The sequence below is a fragment of the Streptomyces cavernae genome (genome assembly GCF_004023625.1).
GTDB lineage: Bacteria > Actinomycetota > Actinomycetes > Streptomycetales > Streptomycetaceae > Streptomyces > Streptomyces cavernae.
Genome location: NZ_RPDJ01000034.1, coordinates 14,576 through 40,825, shown reverse-complemented (window position 1 = coordinate 40,825; position 26,250 = coordinate 14,576). Strand labels below are relative to the sequence as shown.

At 71.0% G+C, this 26,250-nt stretch carries 27 protein-coding genes; 17 read left to right on the top strand and 10 right to left on the bottom strand.

Going from position 1 to position 26,250, the window contains the following annotated elements:
• The first annotated feature begins 86 nt into the window (after positions 1-86).
• A complete protein-coding gene (locus EF387_RS35900; protein WP_128380797.1) occupies positions 87-1,526 on the top strand; it encodes an FG-GAP-like repeat-containing protein in 1,440 nt (479 codons plus the stop codon).
• Positions 1,527-1,811: 285 nt separating this feature from the next.
• Here EF387_RS35900 and EF387_RS35895 read toward each other — a convergent pair whose 3' ends face one another.
• Positions 1,812-2,474 (bottom strand): PH domain-containing protein, encoded by a 663-nt coding sequence (locus EF387_RS35895; protein WP_128380796.1) that lies wholly within the window; start codon positions 2,472-2,474, stop codon positions 1,812-1,814.
• 380 nt (positions 2,475-2,854) lie between these two features.
• Between EF387_RS35895 and deoC the strand changes: the two genes are divergently transcribed.
• Genes deoC through EF387_RS35880 form a run of 3 tightly spaced genes read left to right on the top strand, consistent with a single transcriptional unit; the run spans position 2,855 to position 6,160 of the window.
• Positions 2,855-3,811, top strand: coding sequence for a deoxyribose-phosphate aldolase (gene deoC / locus EF387_RS35890; RefSeq protein ID WP_128380881.1), 957 nt, complete (start codon positions 2,855-2,857; stop codon positions 3,809-3,811).
• A 5-nt stretch (positions 3,812-3,816) separates the two neighbouring features.
• Positions 3,817-5,268, top strand: coding sequence for an aldehyde dehydrogenase family protein (locus tag EF387_RS35885; protein ID WP_128380795.1), 1,452 nt, complete (start codon positions 3,817-3,819; stop codon positions 5,266-5,268).
• Complete coding sequence (locus EF387_RS35880; RefSeq protein ID WP_128380794.1) at positions 5,258-6,160, top strand: aldehyde dehydrogenase family protein; 903 nt, start codon at positions 5,258-5,260, stop codon at positions 6,158-6,160. The genes EF387_RS35885 and EF387_RS35880 overlap by 11 nt, the downstream gene beginning before the upstream one ends.
• 105 nt (positions 6,161-6,265) lie before the next feature.
• On the opposite strand, the gene EF387_RS35875 is transcribed toward EF387_RS35880, so the two are convergent.
• Positions 6,266-7,000 (bottom strand): TetR/AcrR family transcriptional regulator C-terminal domain-containing protein, encoded by a 735-nt coding sequence (locus EF387_RS35875; RefSeq protein WP_238431889.1) that lies wholly within the window; start codon positions 6,998-7,000, stop codon positions 6,266-6,268.
• 123 nt (positions 7,001-7,123) lie between these two features.
• Here EF387_RS35875 and EF387_RS35870 point away from each other — a divergent pair, with 123 nt between their 5' ends.
• Together EF387_RS35870 and EF387_RS35865 are read left to right on the top strand one after the other, a co-directional pair.
• Positions 7,124-7,720, top strand: coding sequence for an NADPH-dependent FMN reductase (locus EF387_RS35870; protein ID WP_128380793.1), 597 nt, complete (start codon positions 7,124-7,126; stop codon positions 7,718-7,720).
• Positions 7,721-7,752: 32 nt separating this feature from the next.
• Complete coding sequence (locus EF387_RS35865) at positions 7,753-9,282, top strand: MDR family MFS transporter (protein WP_238431888.1); 1,530 nt, start codon at positions 7,753-7,755, stop codon at positions 9,280-9,282.
• A gap of 105 nt (positions 9,283-9,387) precedes the next feature.
• Here the strand turns inward: EF387_RS35865 and EF387_RS35860 are convergent, their stop codons facing one another.
• Complete coding sequence (locus EF387_RS35860; RefSeq protein WP_128380791.1) at positions 9,388-9,795, bottom strand: hypothetical protein; 408 nt, start codon at positions 9,793-9,795, stop codon at positions 9,388-9,390.
• A 128-nt stretch (positions 9,796-9,923) separates the two neighbouring features.
• Here EF387_RS35860 and EF387_RS35855 point away from each other — a divergent pair, with 128 nt between their 5' ends.
• Entirely contained in the window at positions 9,924-10,553 is a 630-nt protein-coding gene (locus EF387_RS35855; protein ID WP_128380790.1) for a uridine kinase family protein, read from the top strand.
• A 299-nt stretch (positions 10,554-10,852) separates the two neighbouring features.
• Here EF387_RS35855 and EF387_RS35850 read toward each other — a convergent pair whose 3' ends face one another.
• Complete coding sequence (locus EF387_RS35850; protein WP_128380789.1) at positions 10,853-11,596, bottom strand: SigE family RNA polymerase sigma factor; 744 nt, start codon at positions 11,594-11,596, stop codon at positions 10,853-10,855.
• A 306-nt stretch (positions 11,597-11,902) separates the two neighbouring features.
• On the opposite strand from EF387_RS35850, the gene afsQ1 reads away from it, so the two are divergent.
• From afsQ1 to EF387_RS35825, 5 genes are all read left to right on the top strand, one after another.
• Entirely contained in the window at positions 11,903-12,580 is a 678-nt protein-coding gene (afsQ1, locus tag EF387_RS35845) for a two-component system response regulator AfsQ1 (RefSeq protein ID WP_128380879.1), read from the top strand.
• Positions 12,577-14,124 carry a sensor histidine kinase gene (locus EF387_RS35840; protein WP_128380788.1) on the top strand — a complete coding sequence of 516 codons (1,548 nt, stop codon included), beginning with the start codon at positions 12,577-12,579 and terminating at the stop codon, positions 14,122-14,124. Before afsQ1 ends, EF387_RS35840 begins: the two co-directional genes overlap by 4 nt.
• Complete coding sequence (locus EF387_RS35835; protein WP_128380787.1) at positions 14,121-14,720, top strand: hypothetical protein; 600 nt, start codon at positions 14,121-14,123, stop codon at positions 14,718-14,720. Before EF387_RS35840 ends, EF387_RS35835 begins: the two co-directional genes overlap by 4 nt.
• Before the next feature lie 154 nt (positions 14,721-14,874).
• Positions 14,875-15,453, top strand: a complete 579-nt coding sequence (locus tag EF387_RS35830) for a VanZ family protein (RefSeq protein WP_128380786.1) — start codon at positions 14,875-14,877, stop codon at positions 15,451-15,453.
• A gap of 126 nt (positions 15,454-15,579) precedes the next feature.
• Positions 15,580-15,780 carry a PspC domain-containing protein gene (locus EF387_RS35825; protein ID WP_128380785.1) on the top strand — a complete coding sequence of 67 codons (201 nt, stop codon included), beginning with the start codon at positions 15,580-15,582 and terminating at the stop codon, positions 15,778-15,780.
• A gap of 92 nt (positions 15,781-15,872) precedes the next feature.
• Here EF387_RS35825 and EF387_RS35820 read toward each other — a convergent pair whose 3' ends face one another.
• Together EF387_RS35820 and EF387_RS35815 are read right to left on the bottom strand one after the other, a co-directional pair.
• Positions 15,873-16,304 (bottom strand): ATP-binding protein, encoded by a 432-nt coding sequence (locus EF387_RS35820; protein ID WP_128380784.1) that lies wholly within the window; start codon positions 16,302-16,304, stop codon positions 15,873-15,875.
• A 139-nt stretch (positions 16,305-16,443) separates the two neighbouring features.
• On the bottom strand, positions 16,444-17,589 hold the full coding sequence (locus tag EF387_RS35815; RefSeq protein WP_128380783.1) for an adenosine deaminase: 1,146 nt from the start codon (positions 17,587-17,589) through the stop codon (positions 16,444-16,446).
• Positions 17,590-17,702: 113 nt separating this feature from the next.
• Here EF387_RS35815 and EF387_RS35810 point away from each other — a divergent pair, with 113 nt between their 5' ends.
• A complete protein-coding gene (locus EF387_RS35810) occupies positions 17,703-18,464 on the top strand; it encodes a dienelactone hydrolase family protein (RefSeq protein WP_128380782.1) in 762 nt (253 codons plus the stop codon).
• 64 nt (positions 18,465-18,528) lie between these two features.
• Here EF387_RS35810 and EF387_RS35805 read toward each other — a convergent pair whose 3' ends face one another.
• Positions 18,529-19,473 carry an alpha/beta hydrolase family protein gene (locus tag EF387_RS35805; protein WP_238431887.1) on the bottom strand — a complete coding sequence of 315 codons (945 nt, stop codon included), beginning with the start codon at positions 19,471-19,473 and terminating at the stop codon, positions 18,529-18,531.
• A gap of 134 nt (positions 19,474-19,607) precedes the next feature.
• On the opposite strand from EF387_RS35805, the gene EF387_RS35800 reads away from it, so the two are divergent.
• Positions 19,608-20,198, top strand: coding sequence for a TetR/AcrR family transcriptional regulator (locus EF387_RS35800; RefSeq protein ID WP_128380780.1), 591 nt, complete (start codon positions 19,608-19,610; stop codon positions 20,196-20,198).
• A gap of 414 nt (positions 20,199-20,612) precedes the next feature.
• On the opposite strand, the gene EF387_RS35795 is transcribed toward EF387_RS35800, so the two are convergent.
• Positions 20,613-21,611: a LysR family transcriptional regulator gene (locus EF387_RS35795; protein WP_128380779.1), complete on the bottom strand. Its 999-nt coding sequence runs from the start codon at positions 21,609-21,611 to the stop codon at positions 20,613-20,615.
• Positions 21,612-21,674: 63 nt separating this feature from the next.
• Here EF387_RS35795 and EF387_RS35790 point away from each other — a divergent pair, with 63 nt between their 5' ends.
• Positions 21,675-22,979, top strand: a complete 1,305-nt coding sequence (locus tag EF387_RS35790; protein ID WP_128380778.1) for an MFS transporter — start codon at positions 21,675-21,677, stop codon at positions 22,977-22,979.
• 219 nt (positions 22,980-23,198) lie between these two features.
• On the top strand, positions 23,199-24,197 hold the full coding sequence (locus EF387_RS35785) for a sigma-70 family RNA polymerase sigma factor (RefSeq protein ID WP_128380777.1): 999 nt from the start codon (positions 23,199-23,201) through the stop codon (positions 24,195-24,197).
• Here EF387_RS35785 and EF387_RS35780 read toward each other — a convergent pair.
• Together EF387_RS35780 and EF387_RS35775 are read right to left on the bottom strand one after the other, a co-directional pair.
• The gene (locus tag EF387_RS35780; RefSeq protein WP_128380776.1) at positions 24,099-24,485 is read right to left on the bottom strand and encodes an STAS domain-containing protein; all 387 of its coding nucleotides are present in this window, start codon (positions 24,483-24,485) and stop codon (positions 24,099-24,101) included. The two genes, EF387_RS35785 and EF387_RS35780, sit on opposite strands and share 99 nt — an antisense overlap.
• Positions 24,486-24,504: 19 nt before the next feature.
• Complete coding sequence (locus tag EF387_RS35775) at positions 24,505-25,089, bottom strand: Uma2 family endonuclease (RefSeq protein WP_128380775.1); 585 nt, start codon at positions 25,087-25,089, stop codon at positions 24,505-24,507.
• A 218-nt stretch (positions 25,090-25,307) separates the two neighbouring features.
• On the opposite strand from EF387_RS35775, the gene EF387_RS35770 reads away from it, so the two are divergent.
• Positions 25,308-26,246, top strand: coding sequence for an AEC family transporter (locus EF387_RS35770; RefSeq protein ID WP_128380774.1), 939 nt, complete (start codon positions 25,308-25,310; stop codon positions 26,244-26,246).
• Positions 26,247-26,250 lie beyond the last annotated feature (4 nt).

The following is a 26,250-nucleotide window of genomic DNA, read 5'->3' as shown; positions in this document are numbered from 1 at the left end:
AGGACGACCACCGGCACACCCCCCACCCCGCCCCACTCCTTCTCCTCGCCTTCTCCTTCGCCTTCTTCTCGAGCCCAAGGAACCCGATGCGCATCCGCTCCGCCACGACGGCCGCGGCCCTCCTCGCGGCCGTCGGGGTCCCCCTCACCCTGACCGCCTCCTCCGTCGAGGCGGCGACCCCGGCGGTCCCGTACGACTTCAACGGCGACGGCTACCGCGACCTGGCGATCGGCGCGCCGGGCGCCACGGTCGCCGGGCAGTCGAAGGCCGGTGCCGTGTCCGTGGTCTACGGCGGCTCCGCCGGCGCCGACCCGGCGAAGTACCGGCTCATCACCCAGAACACCTCCGGCGTCCCGGGCGGCGCCGAGGCCGGTGACGCCTTCGGCACGGCGGTCGCCTCCGCGGACCTGAACACCGACGGCTACGCGGACCTGGTCGTCGGCGCCCCGGGCGAGGACGTCTACGGCGACACCAACGACGGCACCGTGGTCATCGTGTGGGGCGGAGCTGCCGGCCTGTCCGGCGCACGCACCCTCGTCAACTACAACCCCAGCGACATGGACCGCTACGGCCAGGCCATGACCGCCGGCGACTTCGACGGCGACGGGGACGACGACGTGGCGGTGGGCGGCACCGGCCGCTTCCCCCTCGGGATCGTCGAGGGACCGTTCGCCAAGTCCGGCGATTTCACGGGAGGCAGAGGCACGAGCTTCTTCGACACCTCGTACGGCGTCGAGTACCTCTCCTCGGGCGACGTGCTGGGCACGGGCTCCGACGCCCTGATCATCCACAGCCGCACCAAGGGCACCGACGACGCCGTCACCGCGTTCGCCGACGCCCGGATCTCCAACTTCACCGACTGGCTGGAGTTCCTGCCCGCCGGCTACGTCTCCTCCGTCGCCGACGTCAACGGCGACGGCCACGCGGACATCGCGATCGGCAACCACCGTGAGACCTCCGCCGACCCGTCCGGCGCCCTGGGCGGCGCGGTCGCGCTCGTGTACGGGGCGCCAGAGGAGGCGTTCACCACGTCCTTCACCACCCGCACCCTGACCCAGGCCACGTCCGGAGTCCCCGGGAGCGCCGAGTCCGGCGACCGGTTCGGCAGCGGGGTCGCCCTGGGGGACCTCAACGGCGACGGGTACGCGGACCTCGCGGCGGGCGCGTCGCATGAGTCGATCGGCGGCGCGGGCGGCACCGGCACGGTGACCGTGCTGTACGGCCGCGCCACCGGCCTCACCACGGCCGGCGCGGCCACCCTGTCCCAGTCCACCTCCGGCGTCCCCGGCACCTCCGAGGACGGCGACCACTTCGGCGCCCGCGTCCTGCTCGCCGACACGTCGAAGGACTCCCGGGCCGACCTCGCCGTCACCGCACCGGACGAGAACGCGGGCGACGGCGCGGTGTGGACCCTGCGCGGCACCACGAGCGGCCCGACGACGAGCGGCGCGAAGAACTTCGGCCCGACCACGGTCGGCGTCTCCACCACCGGCTCCCCGACCTTCGGCGCGGCCCTCGGCAGCTGAGCCATCGAGCCGACCGGCCAAGGAACCCGAGCCCCTCGACGGCCGGGCCGCCGAGCCATCGAGCCGACCGGCCAAGGAACCCGAGCCCCTCGACGGCCGGGCCGCCGAGCCGGAGGCAGCGGGAACCCGAACGCCCCGGTGGCCGGGCCGCTCCACCGGACGGAGCCGAGCCCGGGCGCTCCAGTCCCCCTCCTGGGAGAGGCCGGAAGCTCCGGTCCTGGGGAAGACGGGCGCTCAGCCCCCTCCTGAGGGAGGCCCGGGCGCTCAGGCCCCCAGGGGATCCGGTCAGCCCGTCGCGATGAGGATCACCAGCAGGACCGCCCCGGCCACGGCCGGGGCGGCGACCTCGTACGCCCAGCGCACGGTCGGCTCGCCCTGCGACGTCGGCGCCGCCGCCCGGGACTCCTTCAGCTCGCCCAGTTCGTCCATGATCTGGTCCGCCTGGGCGCGGATGGGACCGTCCGCCGGGGCCATCCCGTCAGCCTCGGCCCGGTTCTGTCGGCGTGTCGCCTTCTTGCGGGCGCGCAGGGACACGGGAATGGCCCACAGCTGGTACTTGGCTCCGGCCGTGTCCAGCACCTCGTTGGAGTAGCCGGACCGGAACGACTCGACCGTGGCCCAGGGCAGCTCGACCACCCTGAAGGGGTTGCGGATGCGCAGCCGGTCCTCGTTCGCGAACACCGCCGGCCGCAGCGTGAACGCCGTGATCAGCGGCACCATCAGCAACATGGCCGCGAGCGCCAGCCACGGCACCCGCCCGTCCCCCGCGACGAGCGCGTCGATCCCGAGCCACCCGACCAGGCCGAGCAGCAGCACGCCGCCCGCGATCCCCGCGGGCGAACGGTAGATCCTGTCCCGGGACGCCGTCTGCGACGAGGACGAGGACGCCGGGGATGACGGAGAGGACGAGGAGTCCGAGGGGGGTGGCTGAGGGTCCGGGGTCGTCATGACGCCGATTCTGCCCGACGCCGGAACGGCCCCCTGCGGCAGCATCCCGCGAACCCGACCCGGCACCCGCTGCCACCGGAAGCCGTCGCCCGGCCCGGCACCCTTCCGCCGGAAGTCGACGCCCCACCCCCTTCCACCGGAAGCCGTCGCCTCCGGCCTCGTCCACCGGAAGCCGACGCCCCACCCGGCGCCCTCCACCGGAAGCCGACGCCCCACACCGCCCCCTCCACCGGAAGCCGACGCCCCACACCGCCCCCTCCACCGGAAGTCAGCACCCCCCGGCCCCCTTCCACCGAAAGCCGACCCTCCGCCCAGGCACAGCGCAGCGCAACGCTCCCCTGTACAGCCGCTACGCGCGTAGATATGCTCATCTCGTGACCATGCCCACCACTGCAAACGCAGCACCCGCTCTCGCCGACGTCACCACGTCCGACAGCACTCTGCGCCGCTTCCTCCACGGACTGCCCGGCGTGGACGCGGTCGGGCTGGAGGCGCGGGCCGCCTCGCTCGGTACCCGTTCGATCAAAACCACGGCCAAGGCGTACGCCATCGACCTCGCCATCTCGATGGTCGACCTGACGACGCTGGAGGGTGCGGACACCCCCGGCAAGGTTCGCGCGCTGGGCGCCAAGGCCGTCCACCCGGACCCCACGGACCGCACGACGCCCGCCACGGCGGCCGTCTGCGTCTACCCGGACATGGTGGCGACGGCCAAGGAGGCCGTGGCAGGCTCCGCCGTCAAGGTCGCCTCCGTCGCCACCGCGTTCCCGGCCGGCCGCGCGCCCCTCGGGGTGAAGCTGGCCGATGTGCGCGAGGCGGTCGCCGCGGGTGCCGACGAGATCGACATGGTCATCGACCGCGGCGCCTTCCTCGCGGGCCGGTATCTGAAGGTGTACGAGGAGATCAGGGCCGTGAAGGAGGCGAGCGGCGCCGCCCGCCTGAAGGTCATCTTCGAGACCGGTGAGCTCTCCACGTACGACAACATCCGCCGCGCCTCCTGGCTCGGCATGCTCGCCGGGGCGGACTTCATCAAGACCTCGACCGGCAAGGTCGCCGTCAACGCGACCCCGGCGAACACCCTCCTCATGCTGGAGGCGGTGCGCGACTTCCGTGCGCAGACCGGCATCCAGGTGGGCGTGAAGCCGGCCGGCGGCATCCGCACGTCCAAGGACGCGATCAAGTTCCTCGTCCTCGTCAACGAGACGGTCGGCGAGGACTGGCTGGACAACCACTGGTTCCGCTTCGGCGCGTCCTCGCTGCTGAACGACTTGCTGATGCAACGTCAGAAGCTGGCCACCGGCCGCTACTCCGGACCCGACTACGTGACGGTGGACTGATCCCCATGGCATCCCCCAAGGCATCCGCATTCGAGTACGCACCCGCGCCGGAGTCCCGCTCCGTCGTCGACATCGCGCCCTCGTACGGCCTGTTCATCGACGGCGAGTTCACCGAGGCGGCAGACGGCCGGGTCTTCAAGAGCATCAGTCCGAGCACGGAAGAGGTCCTCTCCGAGGTCGCCCAGGCGGGCGAGGCGGACGTCGACCGTGCGGTGCGCGCCGCGCGGAAGGCGTTCGAGAAGTGGTCGGCGCTGCCCGGATCCGAACGCGCCAAGTACCTGTTCCGCATCGCCCGTATCGTCCAGGAGCGCAGCCGGGAGCTGGCCGTCCTGGAGACGCTGGACAACGGCAAGCCCATCAAGGAGACGCGGGACGCCGACCTGCCCCTGGTCGCCGCGCACTTCTTCTATTACGCGGGCTGGGCCGACAAGCTGGACCACGCCGGTTTCGGACCGTCCCCGAAGCCGCTGGGCGTGGCCGGACAGGTCATCCCCTGGAACTTCCCGCTGCTGATGCTGGCGTGGAAGATCGCCCCCGCTCTGGCGACCGGCAACACGGTGGTGCTCAAGCCCGCCGAGACGACGCCTCTGTCCGCGCTCTTCTTCGCCGACATCTGCCGTCAGGCGGGCCTGCCCAGGGGTGTCGTCAACGTCCTTCCGGGATACGGCGACACGGGTGCCGCGGTGGTCGCGCACCCGGACGTGAACAAGGTCGCCTTCACCGGTTCCACGGCCGTCGGCAAGGAGATCGCGCGGACCGTCGCGGGCACCCGCAAGAAGCTCACCCTGGAACTCGGCGGCAAGGGCGCCAACATCGTCTTCGACGACGCCCCCGTCGACCAGGCCGTAGAGGGCATCGTCACCGGCATCTTCTTCAACCAGGGCCAGGTCTGCTGCGCGGGCTCCCGGCTCCTGGTGCAGGAGTCGATCCACGACGAGCTGCTGGACTCCCTGAAGCGCCGCCTGTCGACGCTCCGCCTCGGCGACCCCCTGGACAAGAACACGGACATCGGCGCGATCAACTCCGCCGAGCAACTGGCCCGCATCACCGCGCTCGCCGAGCAGGGTGAGGCGGAGGGCGCCGAGCGCTGGTCCCCGGCCTGTGAACTGCCCTCGTCCGGCTACTGGTTCGCGCCGACGCTGTTCACGAACGTCACCCAGGCCCACACCATCGCCCGTGACGAGATCTTCGGCCCGGTCCTGTCGGTCCTGACCTTCCGTACGCCCGAGGAGGCCGTCGCCAAGGCCAACAACACCCAGTACGGGCTCTCCGCCGGCATCTGGACGGAGAAGGGCTCCCGCATCCTCGCCGTGGCGAACAAACTCCGGGCGGGTGTCGTCTGGTCCAACACGTTCAACAAGTTCGACCCGACCTCGCCGTTCGGCGGCTACAAGGAGTCGGGGTTCGGCCGCGAGGGCGGTCGTCATGGCCTGGAGGCGTACCTCGATGTCCGATAAGACCGAAAAGACCGAGCGGCTGTCCGTCTTCAAGACCTACAAGCTGTACGTCGGCGGGAAGTTCCCGCGTTCCGAGAGCGGCCGGGTGTACGAGGTGACCGACTCGAAGGGCAAGTGGCTGGCCAACGCGCCGCAGTCCTCCCGCAAGGACGCCCGTGACGCGGTCGTCGCCGCGCGCAAGGCCTTCGGCGGCTGGGCGGGCGCGACGGCGTACCTCCGCGGCCAGATCCTCTACCGCGTCGCGGAGATGCTGGAGGGGCGCAGGGACCAGTTCGTCCGTGAGGTCGCCGACGCCGAGGGTCTGTCCAAGTCCAAGGCGGCCCTTCAGGTGGACGCGGCGATCGACCGCTGGGTCTGGTACGCGGGCTGGACCGACAAGATCGCCCAGGTGGTCGGGGGCGGTAACCCGGTCGCGGGCCCGTTCTTCAACCTCTCCACCCCGGAGCCGACGGGCGTGGTCGCGGTCCTCGCGCCCCAGGAGTCGTCCTTCCTGGGCCTGGTCTCGGTGATCGCCCCGGTGATCGCGACCGGCAACACTGCCGTCGTGATCGCCTCGGAGCAGTCCCCGCTGCCCGCGCTCTCCCTCGGCGAGGTGCTGGCCACCTCCGACCTGCCGGGCGGCGTCGTGAACGTCTTGTCCGGCCGCACGGCGGAGATCGCGGCGCCGCTCGCCGCGCACCAGGACGTCAACGCCATCGACCTCACGGGCGCCGACGAGGTACTGGCCAAGGAACTGGAGATCGCGGCGGCGGACAACCTCAAGCGGGTCGTCCGTCCACAGGCTGTGGATTACTTCGGCCCGCCCGGGATCGAGCGCCTCACTGCCTTCCTGGAGACGAAGACGGTCTGGCACCCCACGGGGTCGCTGGGGGCGTCCGGGTCGTCGTACTGAAGCTGCGGGTCCGCCCCGCCCGCACACCACCGGCCCGTACAGCTCGAAGCCCCGGCGTTCCTCCCCGTCCAGGAGGAACGCCGGGGCTCGCGCTCGGGGCACGCGTCACAGGCCGAGGCGGGCCGCGATGCCGTCGAGCAGACAGTCGAGTCCGGTCTCGAACTCCCAGGCGGCGTCGTCCTTGCGGGCCGCGTGCTCCGCGTATTTGCGGTACGTCGGATAGCGGCCGGTCCCCATCAGGTATCGCATCTGCGGTGCCAGTCCGCGCCTGGTCTCGTCCGGGCTCCACCAGCCGTGCTCCTCCATGTACTGCCGCAGGACGACCTCGGACCGGGCCGCGCCGTACACATAGGCGGTGACCGCGCGGAAGGCGGCCATCATCACGTCGACGTCGAGGCCGAGGCCGTCGAGCGCGGCCAACTGCCGCTCCGCCACGGCCAACCGCCTCGGCGTGAGCGCGAAGAGCGGCGCCGGCATCGACCCCAGCCAGGGATGTCGCAGCGTCATCTCCCGGGTCTGCACCGCGAAGCTCCGCAACACCTCACGCCAGTCGGTCACCTCGTCCGGAACCGACAGTTCGGCGGAGACCCGGTCGACCATCAGCGCCCACAGGTCGTCCTTTCCCGAGACATGCCGGTACGCGGCCATGGGCGCGACCCCCAACTCCTTGGCCAGACGGCGCATCGTGACAGCGCCGACGCCCTCCGCGTCCGCGACCTCCACCGCGACGGCGGCGATCTTCTGCGGGGACAGGGCGACACGGGCCGCCGGAGCGGGGCGGTCCATGCGCTCCCAGATGGTCACCTCCGCGGCGTTCGCATCCTTCTTCTGAGTTGCCACAGCCGGAACACCTCTCCCTAGCGGTGGCGTACATCGTATCCCTCAGTAGACGGCGTACACGCTCGCTGTGTACGTTGTACGCGTCTCGATACGCCGTACACAGACCGTGATACCGAGGTTCCCATGACCGACACCACCGCACCCCTCCGCGTAGCCGTCCTCGTCGGGAGCACCCGCGAAGGCCGCTTCGCCCCCGTCGTCACCGACTGGCTCACGGCCCACCTCGCCCAGCGCGACGACATGACCGCCGATGTCGTGGACCTGGCCGAGAGCCGACTGCCCACCGTGTTCCCGGCGTTCGGCCAAAACCTGCCGCCCGGCAGCGCGGACCTGCTCGCCGGAGTGTCACCGCGCCTGGCCGCGGCGGACGCCTTCGTCCTCGTGACGCCCGAGTACAACCACAGCTTCCCCGCGTCCCTGAAGAACGCCATCGACTGGCACAACGAGCAGTGGCACGGCAAGCCGGTCGCCTTCGTCTCCTACGGAGGCCTGTCGGGAGGCCTCCGCGCGGTGGAACAACTCCGCCTCGTCATGGCCGAGTTGAACGCCACGACCATCCGCAACACGGTCAGCTTCCACGACGCCTGGAGCCGCTTCGACGAGTCCGGCGCCGTCAAGGACCCCGCCGCCGACACCGCGGCGAAGGCGCTGCTCGACCAACTGGCCTGGTGGGGGCACGCCCTGCGCGACGCCAGGGCCGTTCGCTCGTACGTCGCGTGAGCCGGCGGCGCCCGGAAGATCTGAGGGGAATCGTGAAGCGACGCACGGACGAGAGCCCGCCCGCAGCGACCGACGGGGTGGCGACCGGCGCACCGCCCTCCCGGCTCGTCATCCTCGGCCTGCTGCTCGGCATCGTGCTCGCCACGCTCGACGGCACCATCGTGGGGACCACGCTGCCCACGATCGTCGGCGATCTGGGCGGACTGAAGCACCTCTCCTGGGTGGTGACGGTGTACCTGCTCACCACCGCCGTCTCCACTCCCATCTGGGGCAAGGCCGGCGATCTGTACGGCCGCAAGGGCACCTATCTGGTCTCCATCGGCTTGTTCCTCGGCGGCTCGGTGCTGTGCGGACTCGCCCAGGACATGGGGCAGTTGATCGCCTTCCGGGCCGTCCAAGGGCTCGGCGCCGGCGGCCTCTTCGTGGGGGCGCTCTCCCTCATCGGGACCCTGCTCACCCCCGCCGAGGCCGGCCGCGCGCAGTCGCTCATCGGGGTGCTGCTGCCCGCCGCCACGATCGGCGGGCCACTGCTCGGCGGATTCCTCACCGATCAGCTCGACTGGCGTTGGGTGTTCTACGTCAACGTGCCGGTCGGCGCCGTGGCGCTGGCGATCATCGCGCTCGGCGTCCATGTGGACGCCCCGCGCGCCAAGGCGCGGATCGACGTCGCGGGCGTCGGACTCCTCACGGCCGGCATCCTCGCCCTCACCCTCCTGTCGAGTTGGGGCGGAACGACCTACGACTGGACCTCGCCGCAGATCGTCACCCTCGCCGTGATCGGCACGGCCGCGCTCACCGCGTTCGTCCGCGTGGAGCGGCGCGCACCCGAACCGGTCATCCCGCCACGCCTCTTCCGCGACCGCAACTTCACGCTCGCGCAGGTACTGAGCTTCGCGACGGGCGCGGCGATGCTGGCGGCGGCGAGCTATCTGCCGCAGTACATGCAGTTCGTGCAGGGCATGTCGTCGACCCGGAGCGGGCTGTACCTGGTCCCGCTGATGCTCGGCATGATCGGCGCGCAGCTGGCCATCGGGCGGCGGGTGAGCAACGGCGGCCGGTACCGGATGTACCCGATCGCCGGCGGCGCCATGGCGACGGTGGGCGCCCTCGCGCTGCTGACGCTCGGCGTCGGCACCTCGGCGGGCCTGCCCTCGGCGGTGACGTTCGTCCTGGGTGTCGGGGTGGGCTGCCTCATGCAACCGTCGATGCTGATCACCATGAACAGCGCCGAGCCCCGCGACATGGGCGCTGCGAGCGCCACGACGACCCTGCTGCGCACCATCGGAGGCGCGCTCGGCGTCGCGGTCCTCGGTTCCGTCTACACGGCCCGGATGGCGGCCTCCCTCTCCGAGAGCCTGGGCCCGGACGGCGAGCGGCTGACGGGAGGCGACCTCACCCCGGCGCTGCTCCTGGACCTGCCCGCCGCGACCCAGGACGCGTTCCGGGAAGCCGTCACGCACGGCCTGCACGGCGTCGCCCTCGGCACGGCGGCCCTGTGCGCCGTCGTCTTCGCGACGTCGTGGCTGATCCGGGAGGCACCGTTGCGCGGCCGGGCCGAGTAGCCACACCAAGGGAGAAGGCCCTACGGGGGCCTTCTCTCCCGGAAGTTCTCCTCCGCCGGTCGCGCCGAGCACTCCGCCTCTATCGGCTCGACCGGCCCAACCGGCTCAACCGGGCAGCAGACCGGTCGCCCGGCCCAGCCCCGGAACACTCCCCAGGGACTCGGCCTGCGCCACCGGCCTCGTCACGTCACGCGAATCCACGGGCCGGAAGTCCGCGATCTGGGTGCCGACGCCGTTGTCCAGCGGGTCGACGCCCGTGCCCGCGAGCGGGTTGGGCTTGAGGTCCGCCGCGGGGCCCGCGACGTACCGGACGTTCCCGGTGAGCGCCTGGAGTCCCGAACGGGGGTCGGTGGAGCCGGGCGAGGCCGCGGGCCGGACGCCGCTCCCGTCCGCCGCGACCGCGGTGTCCGCGAAGGCCGTGCCGGCCCCCGCGCCGAGGGCCATCCCGGCGGTGGTGACGGCCAGTGCTGCGCGCCGGACGGCAGGGGACGAGTGGGCCGAGTGTCGTGCCATCGATGGGACCACTTTCTGGTACTGAGGGTAATCGGAAGGAAACACAGGGTAGTTGAGATGTGATGTGCGCTCCACCAGGGAACCGCCGTCTCGTGCGGGAGCCCCGCGATGCCTCACACTGGACTCTCGTGAGTTCACATCCCTCGACACCGACCCGGGTCGTCCTGCTGTCCGGCCCGTCCGGCTCGGGCAAGTCCCTTCTCGCCGCCCGCTCCGGCCTGCCCGTGCTGCGGCTCGACGACTTCTACAAGGAGGGCGACGACCCCACGCTGCCGCTGGTGGCGGGGAGTTCGGACATCGACTGGGACCACCCGCTGTCCTGGGACGTGGAGGCGGCCGTGGCAGCGATCGGGGAACTGTGCCGCACGGGCCGTACGACGGTGCCCGCGTATGACATCTCCCTCAGCGCGCGCACCGGTGCGGAGACCCTGCACGTCGGGCACACCCCGCTGTTCGTCGCGGAGGGCATCTTCGCCGCCGAGATCATCGGGCGTTGCCGGGAGTTGGGCCTGCTGGCCGACGCGCTGTGCCTGACCCGAGGCCCGGTCGCCACGTTCCGCCGCCGTTTCCTGCGCGATCTGAAGGAAGGCCGCAAGTCGGTGCCGTTCCTGCTGCGCCGCGGCTGGCGGCTGATGCGCCTGGAACGCACGATCGTGGCACGACAGACCGAACTCGGCGCTCACCCCTGCGACATGGATGAGGCCCTGGAACGCCTGGCGGCGGCCACCTCCGGACGGTGCGTGCAGGCGGCCGCGTAACCGAGGCTGGGCAAGGACACGAAAACGGGACTGGACGGACCCCCCGGCCCTCCAGTCCCGCTTCCTTGTTCCCCCGTGTTACTTGCTTCCCCCGTGTTACCCACTTCCCCCGTGGTTTTCCTGCTCCCCCGTTTCCTTGCGCCCCCCGGTTCTGCCAACTCACCCCCGTGGGTCCCCCGACCCCCGTTGGCTTCCGGTACCGCTCCCCCGTTGTCCCCCCGGTACCGGTTCCCCTTTTCCCCGTTCCCCCATTGCCGTCCGCCGCCTCCCCCCAGAGTGACGGACGCCCCCCACATCCCTCAGGCGACGAGCTCCCCGAAGGACTCCTCCTCGTCACGGCCGAAGCTGAGGACCTCGTCCTCGCGCAGCCGGCGGAGCGACCGCCAGATGCTGGACTTCACCGTGCCGACACTGATGTCGAGGATCTCCGCGATCTCCGGGTCGGTGCGGCCCTCGTAGTAGCGCAGGACCAGCATCGTCCGCTGGAGCTCGGGCAGCCGGGCCAGCGCCTGCCACAGGACGGCGCGCAGTTCGGTGCCGCGCATCGCGTCCGTGTCGCCGGGCGTCTCCGGCAGCTCCTCGGTCGGGTATTCGTTCAGCTTGCGGCGGCGCCACGCGCTGATGTGCAGGTTCGTCATCGTCCGCCGCAGATATCCCCCGACGGCGGCCTTGTCACTGATCCGGTCCCAGGCCTTGTAGGTCGAGAACAGCGCGCTCTGCAGCAGGTCCTCGGCCTCGAAGCGGTCCCCGGTCAGGTGGTACGCGGTGGCGTACAGGGAGGCGCGGCGCTCCTGGACGTAGGCGGTGAACTCCGCCTCCGACACCGAACGACGCTCCCCCGAGACCTCCCTGTACGCAGCTCCCCCGTGAGCTCCCCCGCTGGCGCTTCCCCCCGTGTGCGTGTCAACCACCGTCATGTACACGGTGTGCTGACGCCCGGTACCGCGAGCGCATCCGCGGCCGACACCGGACTTCTCCGTACCCCGCATGTCGTGGAGCCGCGTGACAACCGCGCCAGTGCTGGTGCTGTGCAGCGTGTCCATCTCGCGCCCCCCGTCGTGGAGTTCCGGTTCCTCGGTGCTTCCTTGCTTGTGCCGAAAAGCTTGCCCGGGCCACTTCATGACGGTGTCCGCCGACTGTCACAGACGTGTCACAGGGGTTCCTCCCCGGCGTGGCACAGCATGACCACAGAGAAGCGTCGTACGGCTACGCAGCGGCGTTCAGGGGCGCGGCGGCACCCGCGGCGGACGTGCGGGAGGGCCTCCGAAGACGGGCCGCGAACGGACTGCAGCGCATGGGAGCGCTCCAACAGTCGAAACACCACCGTGCCATGCGCCAGAATGACGTTCGTGCCTTCCCTGTTGCTGATCGAGGACGACGACGCCATCCGGACGGCCCTGGAGCTCTCACTGACGCGCCAGGGACACCGCGTGGCCACCGCTGCCACCGGCGAGGACGGTCTGAAACTGCTGCGTGAACAGCGGCCGGATCTGATCGTCCTCGACGTGATGCTGCCCGGCATCGACGGATTCGAGGTGTGCCGCCGCATCCGGCGCACCGACCAGCTGCCCATCATCCTGCTGACCGCGCGCAGCGACGACATCGACGTGGTGGTGGGCCTGGAGTCCGGCGCCGACGACTACGTCGTCAAACCCGTGCAGGGTCGGGTCCTGGACGCCCGGATCCGTGCCGTGCTGCGGCGCGGGGAGCGCGAGGCCAATGACTCGGCGACCTTCGGCAGCCTGGTCATCGACCGGGCGGCGATGACGGTCACCAAGAACGGCGAGGACCTGCAACTGACGCCCACCGAGCTGCGGCTGCTGCTGGAGCTGAGCCGTCGTCCCGGACAGGCGCTGTCCCGCCAGCAGTTGCTGCGGCTGGTCTGGGAGCACGACTACCTCGGCGACTCCCGGCTCGTCGACGCCTGTGTGCAGCGGCTGCGCGCCAAGGTGGAGGACGTGCCGTCCTCGCCCACGCTCATCCGCACGGTCCGCGGGGTCGGCTACCGGCTGGACAGTCCTCAGTGAGCGAACCGCACGACAAGTCCCGCGGCCCGGCCGCAGTGCGCAAGGCGATCCTGTCCGGTCTGCGCTTCACCAGTCTGCGGCTGCGTCTGGTCGTGGTCTTCGCGCTGGTCGCGCTCACCGCCGCGGTGTCGGCGTCGGGCATCGCGTACTGGCTCAACCGCGAGGCCGTCCTCACCCGCACCCAGGACGCGGTACTGCGTGACTTCCAGCAGGAGATGCAGAGCCACGCGAGCGCGCTGCCGCTGAACCCGACACAGGACGAACTGCAGCGCACCGCCGTGCAGATGGCCAACAGCAGCCAGCGCTTCAGCGTGCTCCTCATCGCCGAGGACCCGGACGGCAACGTCGTCGTCGGCAATTCCGACCTGGACACCTTCACCCGCGAGGACGTTCCCGCCTCGCTGCGCAAGGCGGTCAACAAGGAGCAGCCGCTGTCGTCGAACAACAAGGCCGCCTACCACCTGTACTGGCAGCGGATCGTGGTGAACGACACGCCCTACCTGGTGGGCGGCACAAGGGTGATCGACGGCGGACCGACCGGTTACATGCTCAAGTCCCTGGAGCAGGAGGCCAAGGACCTCAACTCCCTCGCCTGGTCACTGGGGATCGCCACGGCCCTCGCCCTGGTCGGCTCGGCGCTGCTCGCGCAGGCCGCGGCCACCACGGTCCTCAAGCCGGTGCACCGCCTGGGCACGGCGGCCCGCCGGCTCGGCGAGGGCAAGCTCGACACCCGGCTGCGGGTCTCCGGCACCGATGAACTCGCCGAGATGTCACGGACGTTCAACCGTGCGGCGGAGGCGCTCGAGCAGCGGGTCGCGGAGATGAGCGCCCGCGAGGAGGCGTCCCGTCGCTTCGTGGCGGACATGTCCCACGAACTGCGCACCCCGCTGACGGCCATCACGGCGGTCACCGAGGTCCTGGAAGAGGAACTGGACGCCGAGACGGGCAGCGTGGACCCCATGATCGAGCCGGCGGTCCGTCTGGTCGTCAGCGAGACCCGCCGCCTGAACGACCTGGTCGAGAACCTCATGGAGGTCACCCGCTTCGACGCGGGCACGGCGCGTCTCGTCGTCGACGACGTGGACATCGCCGACCAGATCACGGCGTGCATCGACGCCCGCGCCTGGCTGGACGCGGTGGAACTGGACGCCGAACGCGGCATCACCGCGCGCCTGGACCCGCGCCGCCTCGACGTGATTCTCGCCAACCTGATCGGCAACGCGCTCAAGCACGGCGGCTCGCCGGTGCGCGTCTCGGTGCGCACGGAGGACGACGACCTGCTCATCGAGGTCCAGGACAACGGCCCCGGCATCCCCGAGGACGTCCTGCCCCATGTCTTCGACCGCTTCTACAAGGCGAGCGCCTCGCGCCCCCGCTCCGAGGGCAGCGGTCTCGGTCTGTCGATCGCCCTGGAGAACGCGCACATCCACGGCGGCGAGATCACCGCGGCCAACGCCCCCAAGGGGGGTGCGGTGTTCACCCTGCGCCTGCCCCGTGACGCCTCCCCGCTGATCGCCGGGACCCGAGAGGAGGACTCCCGATGAGCGTCCGCCGTCTTCTCCCCGCCCTGCCCCTGCTGGCCGTTCTCCTCAGCGGGTGCGGAATCCGCGCCACCGAGGTCCCCACGGACTTCGGCCCGGCCCCGTCCCGGGTGCCCTGCTCGCTCCCGGGCCCCGATCTCACCACCCAGTCCTCCGGGGGTGTCCCGGTCCAGATCTTCCTGGTCTGCTCCGCGCAGCTCGTGACCGTCGAGCGCACCGTCACCATCCCCTCGGGCAATCCGGCCACCGACCGGGTACGGGTGGCCCAGGCTCTGGTGGACGAGCTCGCCGAGACACCCACGGCGTTGGAGAAGCAGGCCCGGTACACCACGGCGGTGCGCAGCGGCATGACGGTCTCCTCCCCCCGCTCCGGCGACCCCGCCGACGCCCTCCGCCTCAGCACCCCGCCGGGAAACCTGTCCTCCTACGCCCTGGCCCAGCTGGTCTGCACCCTCGCGGGCTCGGCAGCGGCCTCGGACGACGGCACGGTGACCCTCGGCGGCCCCGACGGTGGTGCGCTGCGCCGCTACGAATGCACGGACGACGTCCGCACCAGCCCCGGCAGCAAGCCCGTCACCTCCACGGAGGTCAAAGGGTGACGCCCGGGTGACCGAGGCGGGGGCGTCCCCGGCACCCCGTGCCCGGCTGTCACCCACTGCCCGGGGCGGACATGTGGCGCACCCCTCACCCACAAGTGAGATCCCCGCACCCGCCACCGGAACCGATCCCACCGACGCCCGCGTCTTGGGGGTCGTGCAGCGTCAAGGCAAGAGCAGCGGCAGCGGCGGCAACACCAGCGCCGCGATCCGCCTTCGTGTGGCAGGAGCCGCCCTCCTGGTCGCGCACCTCCTGCTCGTCGGCTGGATCACTCTGCGTCCCCTGGACGTGCCCTGGGTCAGCGCCCCTAACCTGCGCCCCTTCGCCGGCATAAGGGCCGACCTGGCCATGGGCCCCGCCACCGCGGCCCGCCGCATGGGCGAGGGGCTGGCACTCCTCGCCCCCTTCGGCGTTCTGCTCCCCGCGGTCGGCGGCAGACTCGTCACCTCACCCATCGGCTCCCTGATCCGCACCACCGCCGCCGGCGCGCTGCTCTCCCTCGCCATCGAACTGCTGCAGACGGGCGTCCCGGGACAGGTCGTGGACGTCGACTCGCTGATGCTCAACACCGTCGGCGTGGCCCTGGCCCACCTCGCTGTCGTCCCGGCCGCCCGCGCCCGCCTCCGCCGCCGGGCGGAACGCGCGGAGAACGAGCGCCGCAGCGAAGCCGTCCACAGGGAGGAAGCGGCTCAGGGTCCGACCCCGACGATTCCCAGGGTCGGGATAGCTCCGTAGAGGGACGCTTCGCCCCCTTCGCCGCCGTAGCGTTGATTGCAACGAGAAGGCAGACATGCCCGGACAGCCCGAAAAGATCGGGTGACCCGGAAAGTCCCTCCCTACGGTTCGCGAAGGAGCCAAACCATGACCGCCCTTGCCCGCCCCACCAACGGACGGATGATCGGCGGAGTGTGCGCAGCGCTGGCCCGGCGCTTCGGCACCTCCGCGACCACGATGCGTGTGATCTTCCTGGTCTCCTGCCTGCTGCCGGGCCCGCAGATCCTGCTCTACATAGCCCTGTGGATCCTGCTCCCCTCGGAGAACAAGACCCGCACGGCCTGGTGAGGTCCGGTCCGGCGAGGTCGAGGAATCCTCGCCGGACGCCGGTGGGGCGCGCCCCCCAGGGCGCGCCCCACCACTGTGTGAACCGCCGCGAGTCAGCCGATCGGCAGCCCGTTGACGGGCAGGCCCTGCGTGGGCAGCCCCTGGGTCGGCGGGCCCTGGGTGACCACATCCTGCACGGGGGGCAGCGGCTGCGTGGGCAGGCCCTGGGTGGGCAGGCCCTGCGTGGTCACGTCCTGCACGGCGGGCAGCCCCTGAACGGGCAGCCCTCCGAGCAGTCCGGTCACGGGAGCCGCGGGCCCTCCGACTGCCGCGGGCCCTTCGACGGCGGCGGCACCGGCACCCGCGGCAGGCAGCGTCTCGGCGATGTTCCCCGCCGGCAGCGCGTCGGCGACGGAGCCGACCGGAGCGGGGACGTCGGGCACGGCGGGTACGGCGGGCGCGGCGTTCGCGGCACCGGCGCCCGCGGCGGCGAAGGCGGCACCGAGCGCGGCGACACCGAGGGTCTTGGCAGCAGACTGCTTCATTTAAATGCGTCCTTGGGATGCGACGGGCAATGCAGAGCGGTCCAAGAACGTAATCAGGAGCCAGCGCTCCCGCAAACACCGAAAAGGCGGCCGAAGCATCACTCCGACCGCCTCCGGGGCACCGCTAAACCGCTTCAGCTCACTCCGCCTCCGCCACGGAACCCCTGGTGGACGCGGTCTGCCGGAAGAGCCACTGGGATTTCAGCTCCGCATAACCGGGCTTGATCACGTCATTGATCATGGCCAGCCGTTCATCGAAAGGAATGAAAGCTGATTTCATAGCATTGACGGAGAACCAGGCCATGTCATCGAGCGTGTAGCCGAATGCGTCGACAAGGTGCTCGAATTCCTGGCTCATGCTCGTTCCGGACATGAGCCGGTTGTCCGTATTGACGGTGGCCCGGAAATGCAGCCGGCGCAGCAGCCCGATGGGGTGCTCGGCGTACGAGTCCGCGGCTCCGGTCTGCAGGTTGGAGCTGGGGCACAGCTCCAACGGGATGCGCTTGTCCCGCACGTACGAGGCGAGCCGGCCGAGCTTCACCGAGCCGTCCTCGTGCACCTGGATGTCGTCGATGATGCGGACCCCGTGCCCGAGCCGGTCCGCGCCGCACCACTGGAGCGCCTGCCAGATGGACGGCAGCCCGAACGCCTCGCCGGCGTGGATCGTGAAGTGGTTGTTCTCGCGCTTCAGGAACTCGAAGGCGTCCAGGTGCCGGGTGGGCGGGAACCCCGCCTCGGCACCGGCGATGTCGAAGCCGACGACGCCCAGATCCCGGTAGCGGTTGGCCAGTTCGGCGATCTCCAGGGCACGTGCCGCGTGCCGCATGGCGGTCAGCAGAGCACCCACCCGGATCCGGTGCCCGTTCTCGCGGGCCCGCCGCTCCCCTTCCCGGAACCCTTCGTTGACGGCCTCGACGACCTCCTCGAGGGTCAGCCCCCGCTCCAGGTGCTGCTCGGGCGCGTAGCGCACCTCGGCGTAGACGACTCCGTCCTCGGCGAGGTCCTCGGCGCACTCGGCGGCGACCCGCACGAGCGCCTCGCGGGTCTGCATGACGGCGCAGGTGTGCGCGAAGGTCTCCAAGTACCGTTCCAGGGAACCGGAGTCGGCGGCCGCGCGGAACCACACGCCGAGCTTGTCCGGGTCGGTCTCGGGAAGCCCCTCGTACCCGCTCTCACGGGCGAGGTCGACGACGGTCCCGGGACGCAGTCCTCCATCGAGGTGGTCGTGCAGCAGGACCTTGGGAGCCTGGCGGATCTGTTCCGCGTTGGGGGTGTTACTCGTCATTTCCGCACCCTAATCCCTACGCGCGTAGATCACCGCGTCCAGGGCCACGCCGATACCCAATGGTGACCCTGCGTACGGGTGGCGTACACCATCCCTTCTGACACTGTTCTGTCATGCCACAGCAAGCGACACCCGCGCGCACGGCCCGACTCGGGCGGCCGATCGGTCCAGAACTTCCGGCGGTGAGTGGGGTGGTGCTGCTGCTGCCGGGCGGCGACGAGGTATCCGAGCGCCGCCCCTCCCCACTCCTCGCGACCGCTTCCGTCCTCGCGCTCGGCCGCCGCCTCGCCCGGGCGGGCCGTGCGGAGGGGCTGGCGGCGCACGTGGTGCACTACCGCTACCGCGGCTGGAACGGCAGTGAGGCGCACCTCGCGCGGGATGCCCAGTGGGCGGCGGACGAGATCGTACGACGCTACGGCGACGTCCCGGTCTGTCTCGTAGGAGTCGACATGGGAGGCCGCGCGGCGCTGCACGCGGCCGGTCACACCGCGGTCAACTCGGTTCTCGCCCTTGCTCCCTGGCTGCCGGAGGAGGACGTGGCGGCGGCACCCGAACCGGTGAAGCAGCTCGCCGGGCGCCGGGTTCTGATCGTCCACGGCACGAAGGACGAGCGGACCGACCCGGAGCTCTCCTTCCACTACGCCGCCCGCGCGAAGAAGGCGAACCGCGACATCTGCCGCTTCGAGGTCCACTCCGACGGGCACGCCCTCCACCAGTACCGCTCCGAGGTGCACGCGCTCGCCGAGAACTTCATCCTCGGCACGCTCCTGGGCCACGCCTTCTGCCGCCCCCTCCAGGACGCCCTGGCCGCCCCGCCTCCCCTGGGCCTGCGCATGCCCCTGGCCTCGGGCTTCAGCAACAACTCACACCGCTGAGGCGAACTCGCCGCTGAGGCGCGACCCCGGTACCGCCGGGGACCGAGCCACCGGAAGGGCTCCGCTACTTGCTCTCGACCCGCCCCATCGGATCGGGAGCTTCCTCCAGCGCGGAGAGCGCCGCGGACCAGCTGGGGTCCTCGGGGTGGAGAGCGCTGCGCAGGAAGGCCCATGTGAGCTGCTGGACCAGAGCGACTCGTGCGGGACTCTCGTCGGTCGTTTCGGCGACGTTGTACCCAGGAATGCCACCGAGCGAGTGTTCCGCCCCGAACAGGGTCAGCAGGCTCTTGGCCCCCGGGCTCAGGAAGTACGGGTCGGTGAACCAGTCCGGCCCCCGGACGGACAGATGGGACTTGTCCTGATCGCCCGCGACCACGAGAGCCGGTGTGGTCATGCCGTCGAAGGACGGGCTCATGAAGGGGAAGTGCTCCGCCGCGAACGGAGAGAGGTCGTCTCCGCCCCGACCGGTGCAGGAGAGCAGCACACCCGCCGTGACCCGCGGGTCGGACATGTCCTCCCCCGGTACGCCGTCGGAATCGAGGACTCGCGCGCCCAGCAGCGTGCTCGCCGTCTGAGCCCCCCAGGAGTGTCCGGCCACGGCGATGCGACTCCGGTCGAGGCGCCCGCCGAGGCCCGGCACGGCGGCTTCCAGGACATCCAGCTCGTCGATGACGCGCTTGAGGTCCTCGATCCGGAAGCGCCAGATCCGTGGCGTACGGGGGTCGTCGGCGGGTACCCCGAGCGTCCTCGAGTCGAGGTGGGTGGGCTGCAGGACCACGAAGCCGTGCGCGGCCCAGAAGTCGGCCAGCGGGGCGTAGCCGTCCATCGACCAGCCGTAGCCGTGCGAGAAGACGATGACGGGCAGGTCGCGCCCGGTCGTGGGCGCGGAGACCCGGACCTGGAGATCCGTACCGCGGCCCGGTGCGGGCAGGACGACCGGCTTCACGGATACGACCGGAGTGGGCTCGCTCGCGATCAGGCGAGTGTTCGCCGTGGTTGATTCGGGCATGGGTGTGCCTTCCATTAGCGCATGCTTGGCCCTGGGGCCCGTGCTCTGGCATCATGAACAAGCGGAACCTCGTTCCGGAACAACGATACGGAACGCCGTTCCGTTTAGCAAGATCGGTTGCGGAGGGACTCGCGGTGAACGACAGCGGCGACGGCTCGGGGCGCGCGGCCCAGTCCAAGCGGGCGGACGCCCGGCGTAACAAGGAGACCCTGCTCGACGCGGCCGCCGCGGTCTTCGTCACGTCGGGCGTGGAAGCGCCGGTACGCGACATCGCGGCCAAGGCGGGCGTCGGGCTGGGCACGATCTACCGCCACTTCCCGACGCGAGCGGACCTCATCATCGCCGTCTACCGGCACCAGGTGGAGGCCTGCGCGGAGGCCGGTCCGGCCCTGCTGGCGAGCAGCGCGACTCCGTACGGCGCGCTGGGGCAATGGATCGACCTCTTCGTCGATTTCCTGGTCACCAAGCACGGACTCGCCGCCGTGCTGCGGTCCGACGACGCCGGCTTCGAGGCGCTGCACACCTACTTCCTCGACCGGCTCGTGCCCGTGTGCGCCGAGCTGCTCGAGGCCGCAGCCACCGCCGGAGAGATCCGTTCCGACGTCGATGCCTACGCCCTCATGCGCGGCGTCGGGAACCTCTGCATCGGCGCGGACGGCGATTCCCGCTACGACGCACGCCGGCTGGTCGAACTCCTCATCGCGGGACTGCGCCGACCGCACTGATCCGCACCGACCGCCGCCCGGGCACCTGACGCAGGTCGCCCCCGGCCACGACCAGCGCCAAGCGCGGCCCCTCGGCAGCTTGGCCGGCTCCCCGGGCAGGCGCTTCCCCCACCGCGCACCAGCACCCCGCACAATCGCCGCGCACCAGCGCCCCGCACAAGCCGCCGACCCCGCGGGCAGCGGAGCTCTCGGAAGCTCGGCCGGCTCCCCCCGGCAGACGCTCCCCCACCGCGCACCAGCACCCCGCACAATCGCCGCGCACCAGCGCCCCGCACAAGCCGCCGACCCCGCGGGCAGCGGAGCTCTCGGGAACTCGGCCGGCTCACCCCGGCAGCAGCTTGCCCCGCCGCGCACCAGCACCCCGCACAAGCCGCCGACCCCGCGGGCAGCGGAGCTCTCGGGAACTCGGCCGGCTCACCCCGGCAGCAGCTTGCCCCGCCGCGACAGCAGGAATCGCCGGAACGCCGCCACAGGCACGGTGTCCGGGTGTCCCTGCAACCACGCCACGCCGATCTCCCGCACCGCCCGCGGAGCCGTGACCGTCAGTTCCACCACCCCGGGCCGCGGCACGGCGGGCGGGGGCAGCAGCGCCACCCCCAACCCCGCCGCCACCAGCCCGCGCAGCGTCTCCGCCTCCTCGCCCTCGAAGGCGATCCGCGGCCGGAAACCCGCCTCCTCGCACAGGTTGTCCGTGATCCGCCGCATGCCGTAGCCGGGCTCCAGCGTCACGAACATCTCCTCCGCCGCCTCGGCCAGCCGCACCCGCCTCCGCGACGCCAGCCGGTGGTCCGCCGGCACGACCAGGCGCAGTTTCTGTTCGTCCAGCCGGCGCGCCACGAGATCCGGAGCGTCCGGAACCGGAGAGGTCAGGCAAAGGTCTAGCTCCCCGGCCCGCAACCGTTCGATCATCGCCTCGCCGTAGTTCTGCACCAGACTGAACCGCACCCGCGGATGATCGACCCGGAACGCCCGGATCAGCTCGGGCACGGTCTCCGACCCCATGGTGTGCAGAAAACCGAACGCGACCTTCCCGGACGTCGGATCGGCATCAGCCCGCACCGCCTCCGCCGCCCGCTCCACCTCGCCCAACGCACGCTCCACGGAGGCGAGGAACGTGTGTCCGGCCGGGGTCAGCGCCACCGCCCGCCCGCGCCGGGCGAACAGTTCCACCCCCAGGTCCTGTTCCAGCCGCACCAGCGCCCGGGACAGGGTCGACTGCGGAACCTGCATCTCCTGCGCGGCCCGCGTCACATGCTCGGTCCGCGCGACTCCGGCGAAGTGGGCGAGCCGTGGCGCGAGCACGGCCGACCACGACTCGGGGTCCAGTCCGGCGGCCGAACGCGCGGTGTCTCGTAGATCACTGTTTGTGGAAGGGTTCGCCTTACGCCCCGACGACCTCTGCTCATGCACCATGGGAACGATTATCTCGATTCCATGCATTGGACGGATGAAAGCTGCCGCGCCTACGTTCGAGGCATGTCTCCCGCCAGTAGCGGGGCGTCCGCCACCCGCACGGACGCCCGCACCACCACCTCCCGCACCACCACTTCCCGCAGGGTTTCCACCCCTGTCGACGACCGCATGGCACCCGGAGGCCCCGGCTACCGCCGGATGAGCCTCGCCCTGTTCCTCGCGGGAGTCGCCACCTTCGCCCTGCTCTACTCGACGCAGGCGCTGCTCCCGCTGATCTCCGCCGACTTCGGCGTGAGCGCGAGCGCGGCGAGCTGGACGGTGTCGGCGGCGACCGGCGCACTGGCCCTGTTCGTCCTTCCCCTGAGCGCGGTGTCGGAGCGCTTCGGCCGGCGTACGTTGATGACGGCGTCGCTGGTGATCGCCGTGGCCGTCGGCCTCCTCGTCCCCTTCGCGCCCTCCCTCGGCGCGCTGATCGCACTGCGCGCGGTGCAGGGCGCGGCGCTCGCCGGACTTCCGGCGTCCGCGACGGCGTATCTCGCCGAGGAGGTCCGCCCCAAGGCGCTGATCACCGCTATCGGCCTGTTCGTGGCGGGCAACAGCGTCGGCGGGATGAGCGGCCGGGTGATCACCGGCTGGATCGCTCAGGAGTGGGGCTGGCGTGCCGCGGTCGGCGTGCTCGGAGTGGTCGCGGTGGCGTGCGCGGTCGCGTTCCGCGCGCTGCTGCCCGCGCCGCGCCACTTCACGCCGGGCTCCCCGCGCCCGCGCGTCCTGGCACGCACGGTCCGCAACCACCTCTCGAATCCTCTCCTGTGCCGTCTGTACGCGATCGGCGCCCTGTTCATGACGGTGTTCGGCGCGGTGTACACGGTGATCGGCTACCGGCTCACCGAGGCCCCGTTCTCGCTCCCGCAGGGCATCGTCGGCTCGGTCTTCCTGGTCTATCTGGTCGGCACGGTCTCGGCATCGGCGGCGGGTCGGCTGGTGGGCCGCCTCGGCCGCCGGGGCGCGCTCTACCTGGGCGGGGCGACGGTCGTCGTGGGTCTGCTGCTCTCCCTGGCCGACTCGCTCCCGCTGGTCCTGCTCGGTCTGGTGCTGATCACGTCGGGCTTCTTCGCGGGCCACGCGGTCGCCTCGTCGGCCGTCAGCCACACGGCGAAGGAGGGCCGCGCCCAGGCGTCGGCGCTGTACCAGTCGGCGTACTACATCGGATCCAGCGCGGGCTCCACGCTCGGGGCGGTGGCCTTCCACGCGGGCGGCTGGGCCGGGACCGCCGGGCTGGGCATGCTCGCGGTGGCGGGCGTCGTGACGATCACGGTGTTCGGCTCCCGGGCGGCACGCGTGCGGCGCCGGCACCTGGCGGCGGCCTGACGGCCAGGTGACCCGGAGTTGGCCCATGGGGGCGCGGCCGCGGAGGCCGCGCCCCCGTTTCGCGTTCTGCCTGCGCGTTCGTCCGCTCCGGAGGCCATTGTCAGTGGGCTGCGGTAGCTTCCGAAGTGCCGGCGGAGGTCGGCATCACAAGGACGTCAGGGGCGTCAGGGACGTCAGGAAGCGTCACGAACGCAGCAGCAGCCACAGGGGTGGGTTGGCATGAGCGAAGGTACGGTCACGACGGCGGACCTCGACATCCGGTTGGAGAAGCACCGGGTCGAGCTGACGGGGTACTGCTACCGCATGCTGGGCTCGTCCTTCGAGGCGGAGGACGCGGTGCAGGACACGATGGTGCGCGCCTGGCGTTCGTACGACCGCTTCGAGGGCCGCTCCAGCCTGCGGTCCTGGCTGTACCGGATCGCCACGAACGTCTGTCTGGACATGCTGAACGCGGGCAACAGGAGGGCGCGTCCGATGGACCTGACCGAGTCGACCCCGCTCGCTCAGGCCGCGCTCGCCCCCCGTCCGGACAACGTGTGGCTGGAGCCGATGCCGGACGCGCGCGTGCTGCCGACGGTCGACGATCCGGCGGAGGCGGCCGTCGCGCGGGAGTCGGTGCGGCTGGCGTTCGTCGCCGCGCTGCAGCAGCTCCCCTCCAAGCAGCGGGCGGTGCTGATCCTGCGGGAGGTGCTGGCGTGGAAGGCGAGCGAGGTCGCCGAGCTGCTGGACACCTCGGTGGCGTCGGTGAACAGCGCGCTGCAGCGGGCCCGGGCGACGCTCGCGGAGCGGCAGGGCGAGGGTGCCGAGGCCGCTGTCTCGGATCCGCTGGACGAGGAGCAGCAGAAGCTGCTGGAGCGCTATGTGGCGGCCTTCGAGGGGTACGACATGGCGGCGCTGACGACTCTGCTGCATGAGGACGCCGTGATGACGATGCCGCCGTTCGACCTGTGGCTGCGCGGCACGGACGACATCACGGGCTTCATGACGACGCTGGGTGCGGCCTGCGCGGGCTCCCGGCTGATGCCGGTGAACGTCAACGGCATGCCGGGCTTCGCCCAGTACAAGCCGGACCCGGACAGCGGGGGCTACACGGCGTGGGCGGTGCAGGTGCTGGAGATCTCAAAGGGCCGCATCACCGGGTTCCACTGCTTCCTCGACACGGCGCGCTGGTTCCCGCTCTTCGGCCTGCCCCTCCAACTCGAAGCGGAGACCGACTAGTTCGAGCAGCGTATGCAGGGCCGGGGTGGCGCCCCGCAGCCGTATGCGGCCTCCGGCCCGGCGCGCGGTGAGTTCGAGCCGGGCGAGCAGGTCGACGACGGCGAGCCCCGGCGGCCCGAGCCCGGCAACGTCACACACCACGGCTCCGGCCCCGCCGGCCTTCATCAGCGTCCGCAGGTCGTCGCAGAGTCCCGGCACCTCGTCGCGGGTGACGGGGCGGGCGAGCACGAGTACGGGGGGTGTTGTCGCGTCCACGTACGGTAGACCGAGCGGACGGGCACAACTCATCGGGGCGGCTGTGCGGCCCTTACTTGGCGGGGAACTCGCTGGTGTCGATCACGAGGTCGAAGGGGGCGGGCAGTTTGATGGGTTCGCCGAATTTGACAGTGCTCAGGACTCTGTAGACACCGCCCTTCGGCTGGCCGTAGAGCGTCACTGTGGGACCGCGCTCGGCCCACCGGTCAACGAGGAGGTACAAGGGGACTCCAGCAGCCGCATAGCCAGTTGGCTTGCTGACTCGATCGTGACGGGCGTTGGACTTCGAAGTGATCTCGACGGCCAGCTCGGCCATGCCGGCCGGGATGTGAGTGGCCTCCCCCTCACCGTCCAGCTCCCGCACCACCACGAGGTCGGGGATGAACATGCCCAGCCGCGACGGCACTGCGACAGCCAGGGTCTGGCAGACCTCCCACTCCTCGGGAATCACGGAGAGCAGACGGCGGTGGATCCTCGAGGCGATCACGTTGTGGCCGGACGCGGGAGCAGGTGACACGGTGATGATCCCCTCGATGATCTCCACCTTGCTGCCCTCAGGCCATTCCATCCCCTCCCAGAACCGGACGAGGTCGTCCCAGCTCTGGTCGGGCTCCTGGCTTACGGTGAGTGCCCTCACGGCGGTTCTCCCATCGGTGCGTCACCGATCCCAGCATGCCGAACGGGACCGAAACGGGTCCACTGATCCCATTCACCCGAAAGTGCCTCCCCTGGCCACCATGCCCATCATCCGGGATCACATTGACCCCGCGCCCTCCATCCCCGGAAAGTTGGATGTATGGCGCATGAAGATACCGACGATCACATATCTGAACAGCTCCTCCATGAGGAGGCCGAGTGCAAGGCGTTCTGACCGGGTTCGCGGTCATCGCCGTGGTCATCGGGGTCGGATATGTGATCGGGCGACGCGGGTATCTCGGCGAGAACGGGCGGGAGGTGCTCACCAAGCTCGCCTTCCATGTGGCCTCCCCCGCCCTGCTGTTCGTCACCCTCGCGCGGGCCGACCTGTCCGTGATCTTCTCCAGTCGGCTGCTCGTCACCGCGCTCAGCACGGCCGCCGTGGCGGGGGTCTTCGTCGCCGTGGGTGTCGTCCGCCGCTGGGGTCTCGGGCGCGTCACCATCGGCGCGCTCTGCTCCAGCTACGTCAACGCGGGCAATCTCGGCATCCCCATCGCCGTGTACGTGCTCGGTGACGCCTCGCTCGTCGCGCCCGTGCTGCTGTTCCAGGTCATCGCCATCACACCGATCGCGCTGACCGTCCTCGATCTCGCCGAGGCCAGGCAGAACGCGAGCGAGGGCCGGAAGACACCGCTCTGGCAGCGGCTCGGCGCGCCCCTGCGCAATCCCATCGCCGTGGGCTCGCTCTCCGGTGTGCTCGTCTCCGCCACCGGGCTCCACGTACCCGGGCCGATCATGGACCCGCTCACCCTCATCGGGAACATGTCCGTCCCCGCCGTGCTGCTGGCCTTCGGTATCTCCCTGTGCGGCAGCACCCTCCCCGGGCGCGGCTCCGACCGTCACCCGGTGCTGCTGTCCGTCGCACTCAAGGCCGTCGGTCAGCCCCTCGTCGCCTGGGCGCTCGCGAGTGGTGTGTTCGGGCTGCGCGGCGCGCCCCTGTTGGACGTCGTCGTGACCTCGGCGTTGCCCGCCGCGCAGAACCTGTTCACCTACGCCTCCCAGTACCGCGCCGGAGTGGTCCTCGCCCGGGAGGCGATCCTGCTGTCGACCATGCTGTCCGTGCCGGTGCTGGTGGTGGTGGCGGCCCTGCTGGGGTGAGCGC

Excerpts from the sequence above, each read along its gene's own strand:
- EF387_RS35900 (WP_128380797.1), top strand. The coding sequence starts at position 87 with ATGCGCATCCGCTCCGCCACGACGGCCGCGGCCCTCCTCGCGGCCGTC.
- EF387_RS35895 (WP_128380796.1), bottom strand. The coding sequence starts at position 2,474 with ATGACGACCCCGGACCCTCAGCCACCCCCCTCGGACTCCTCGTCCTCT.
- deoC (WP_128380881.1), top strand. The coding sequence starts at position 2,855 with ATGCCCACCACTGCAAACGCAGCACCCGCTCTCGCCGACGTCACCACG.
- EF387_RS35885 (WP_128380795.1), top strand. The coding sequence starts at position 3,817 with ATGGCATCCCCCAAGGCATCCGCATTCGAGTACGCACCCGCGCCGGAG.
- EF387_RS35880 (WP_128380794.1), top strand. The coding sequence starts at position 5,258 with ATGTCCGATAAGACCGAAAAGACCGAGCGGCTGTCCGTCTTCAAGACC.
- EF387_RS35870 (WP_128380793.1), top strand. The coding sequence starts at position 7,124 with ATGACCGACACCACCGCACCCCTCCGCGTAGCCGTCCTCGTCGGGAGC.
- EF387_RS35860 (WP_128380791.1), bottom strand. The coding sequence starts at position 9,795 with ATGGCACGACACTCGGCCCACTCGTCCCCTGCCGTCCGGCGCGCAGCA.
- EF387_RS35850 (WP_128380789.1), bottom strand. The coding sequence starts at position 11,596 with ATGGACACGCTGCACAGCACCAGCACTGGCGCGGTTGTCACGCGGCTC.
- EF387_RS35835 (WP_128380787.1), top strand. The coding sequence starts at position 14,121 with ATGAGCGTCCGCCGTCTTCTCCCCGCCCTGCCCCTGCTGGCCGTTCTC.
- EF387_RS35825 (WP_128380785.1), top strand. The coding sequence starts at position 15,580 with ATGACCGCCCTTGCCCGCCCCACCAACGGACGGATGATCGGCGGAGTG.
- EF387_RS35820 (WP_128380784.1), bottom strand. The coding sequence starts at position 16,304 with ATGAAGCAGTCTGCTGCCAAGACCCTCGGTGTCGCCGCGCTCGGTGCC.
- EF387_RS35815 (WP_128380783.1), bottom strand. The coding sequence starts at position 17,589 with ATGACGAGTAACACCCCCAACGCGGAACAGATCCGCCAGGCTCCCAAG.
- EF387_RS35810 (WP_128380782.1), top strand. The coding sequence starts at position 17,703 with ATGCCACAGCAAGCGACACCCGCGCGCACGGCCCGACTCGGGCGGCCG.
- EF387_RS35805 (WP_238431887.1), bottom strand. The coding sequence starts at position 19,473 with ATGCCCGAATCAACCACGGCGAACACTCGCCTGATCGCGAGCGAGCCC.
- EF387_RS35795 (WP_128380779.1), bottom strand. The coding sequence starts at position 21,611 with ATGGTGCATGAGCAGAGGTCGTCGGGGCGTAAGGCGAACCCTTCCACA.
- EF387_RS35790 (WP_128380778.1), top strand. The coding sequence starts at position 21,675 with ATGTCTCCCGCCAGTAGCGGGGCGTCCGCCACCCGCACGGACGCCCGC.
- EF387_RS35785 (WP_128380777.1), top strand. The coding sequence starts at position 23,199 with ATGAGCGAAGGTACGGTCACGACGGCGGACCTCGACATCCGGTTGGAG.
- EF387_RS35780 (WP_128380776.1), bottom strand. The coding sequence starts at position 24,485 with ATGAGTTGTGCCCGTCCGCTCGGTCTACCGTACGTGGACGCGACAACA.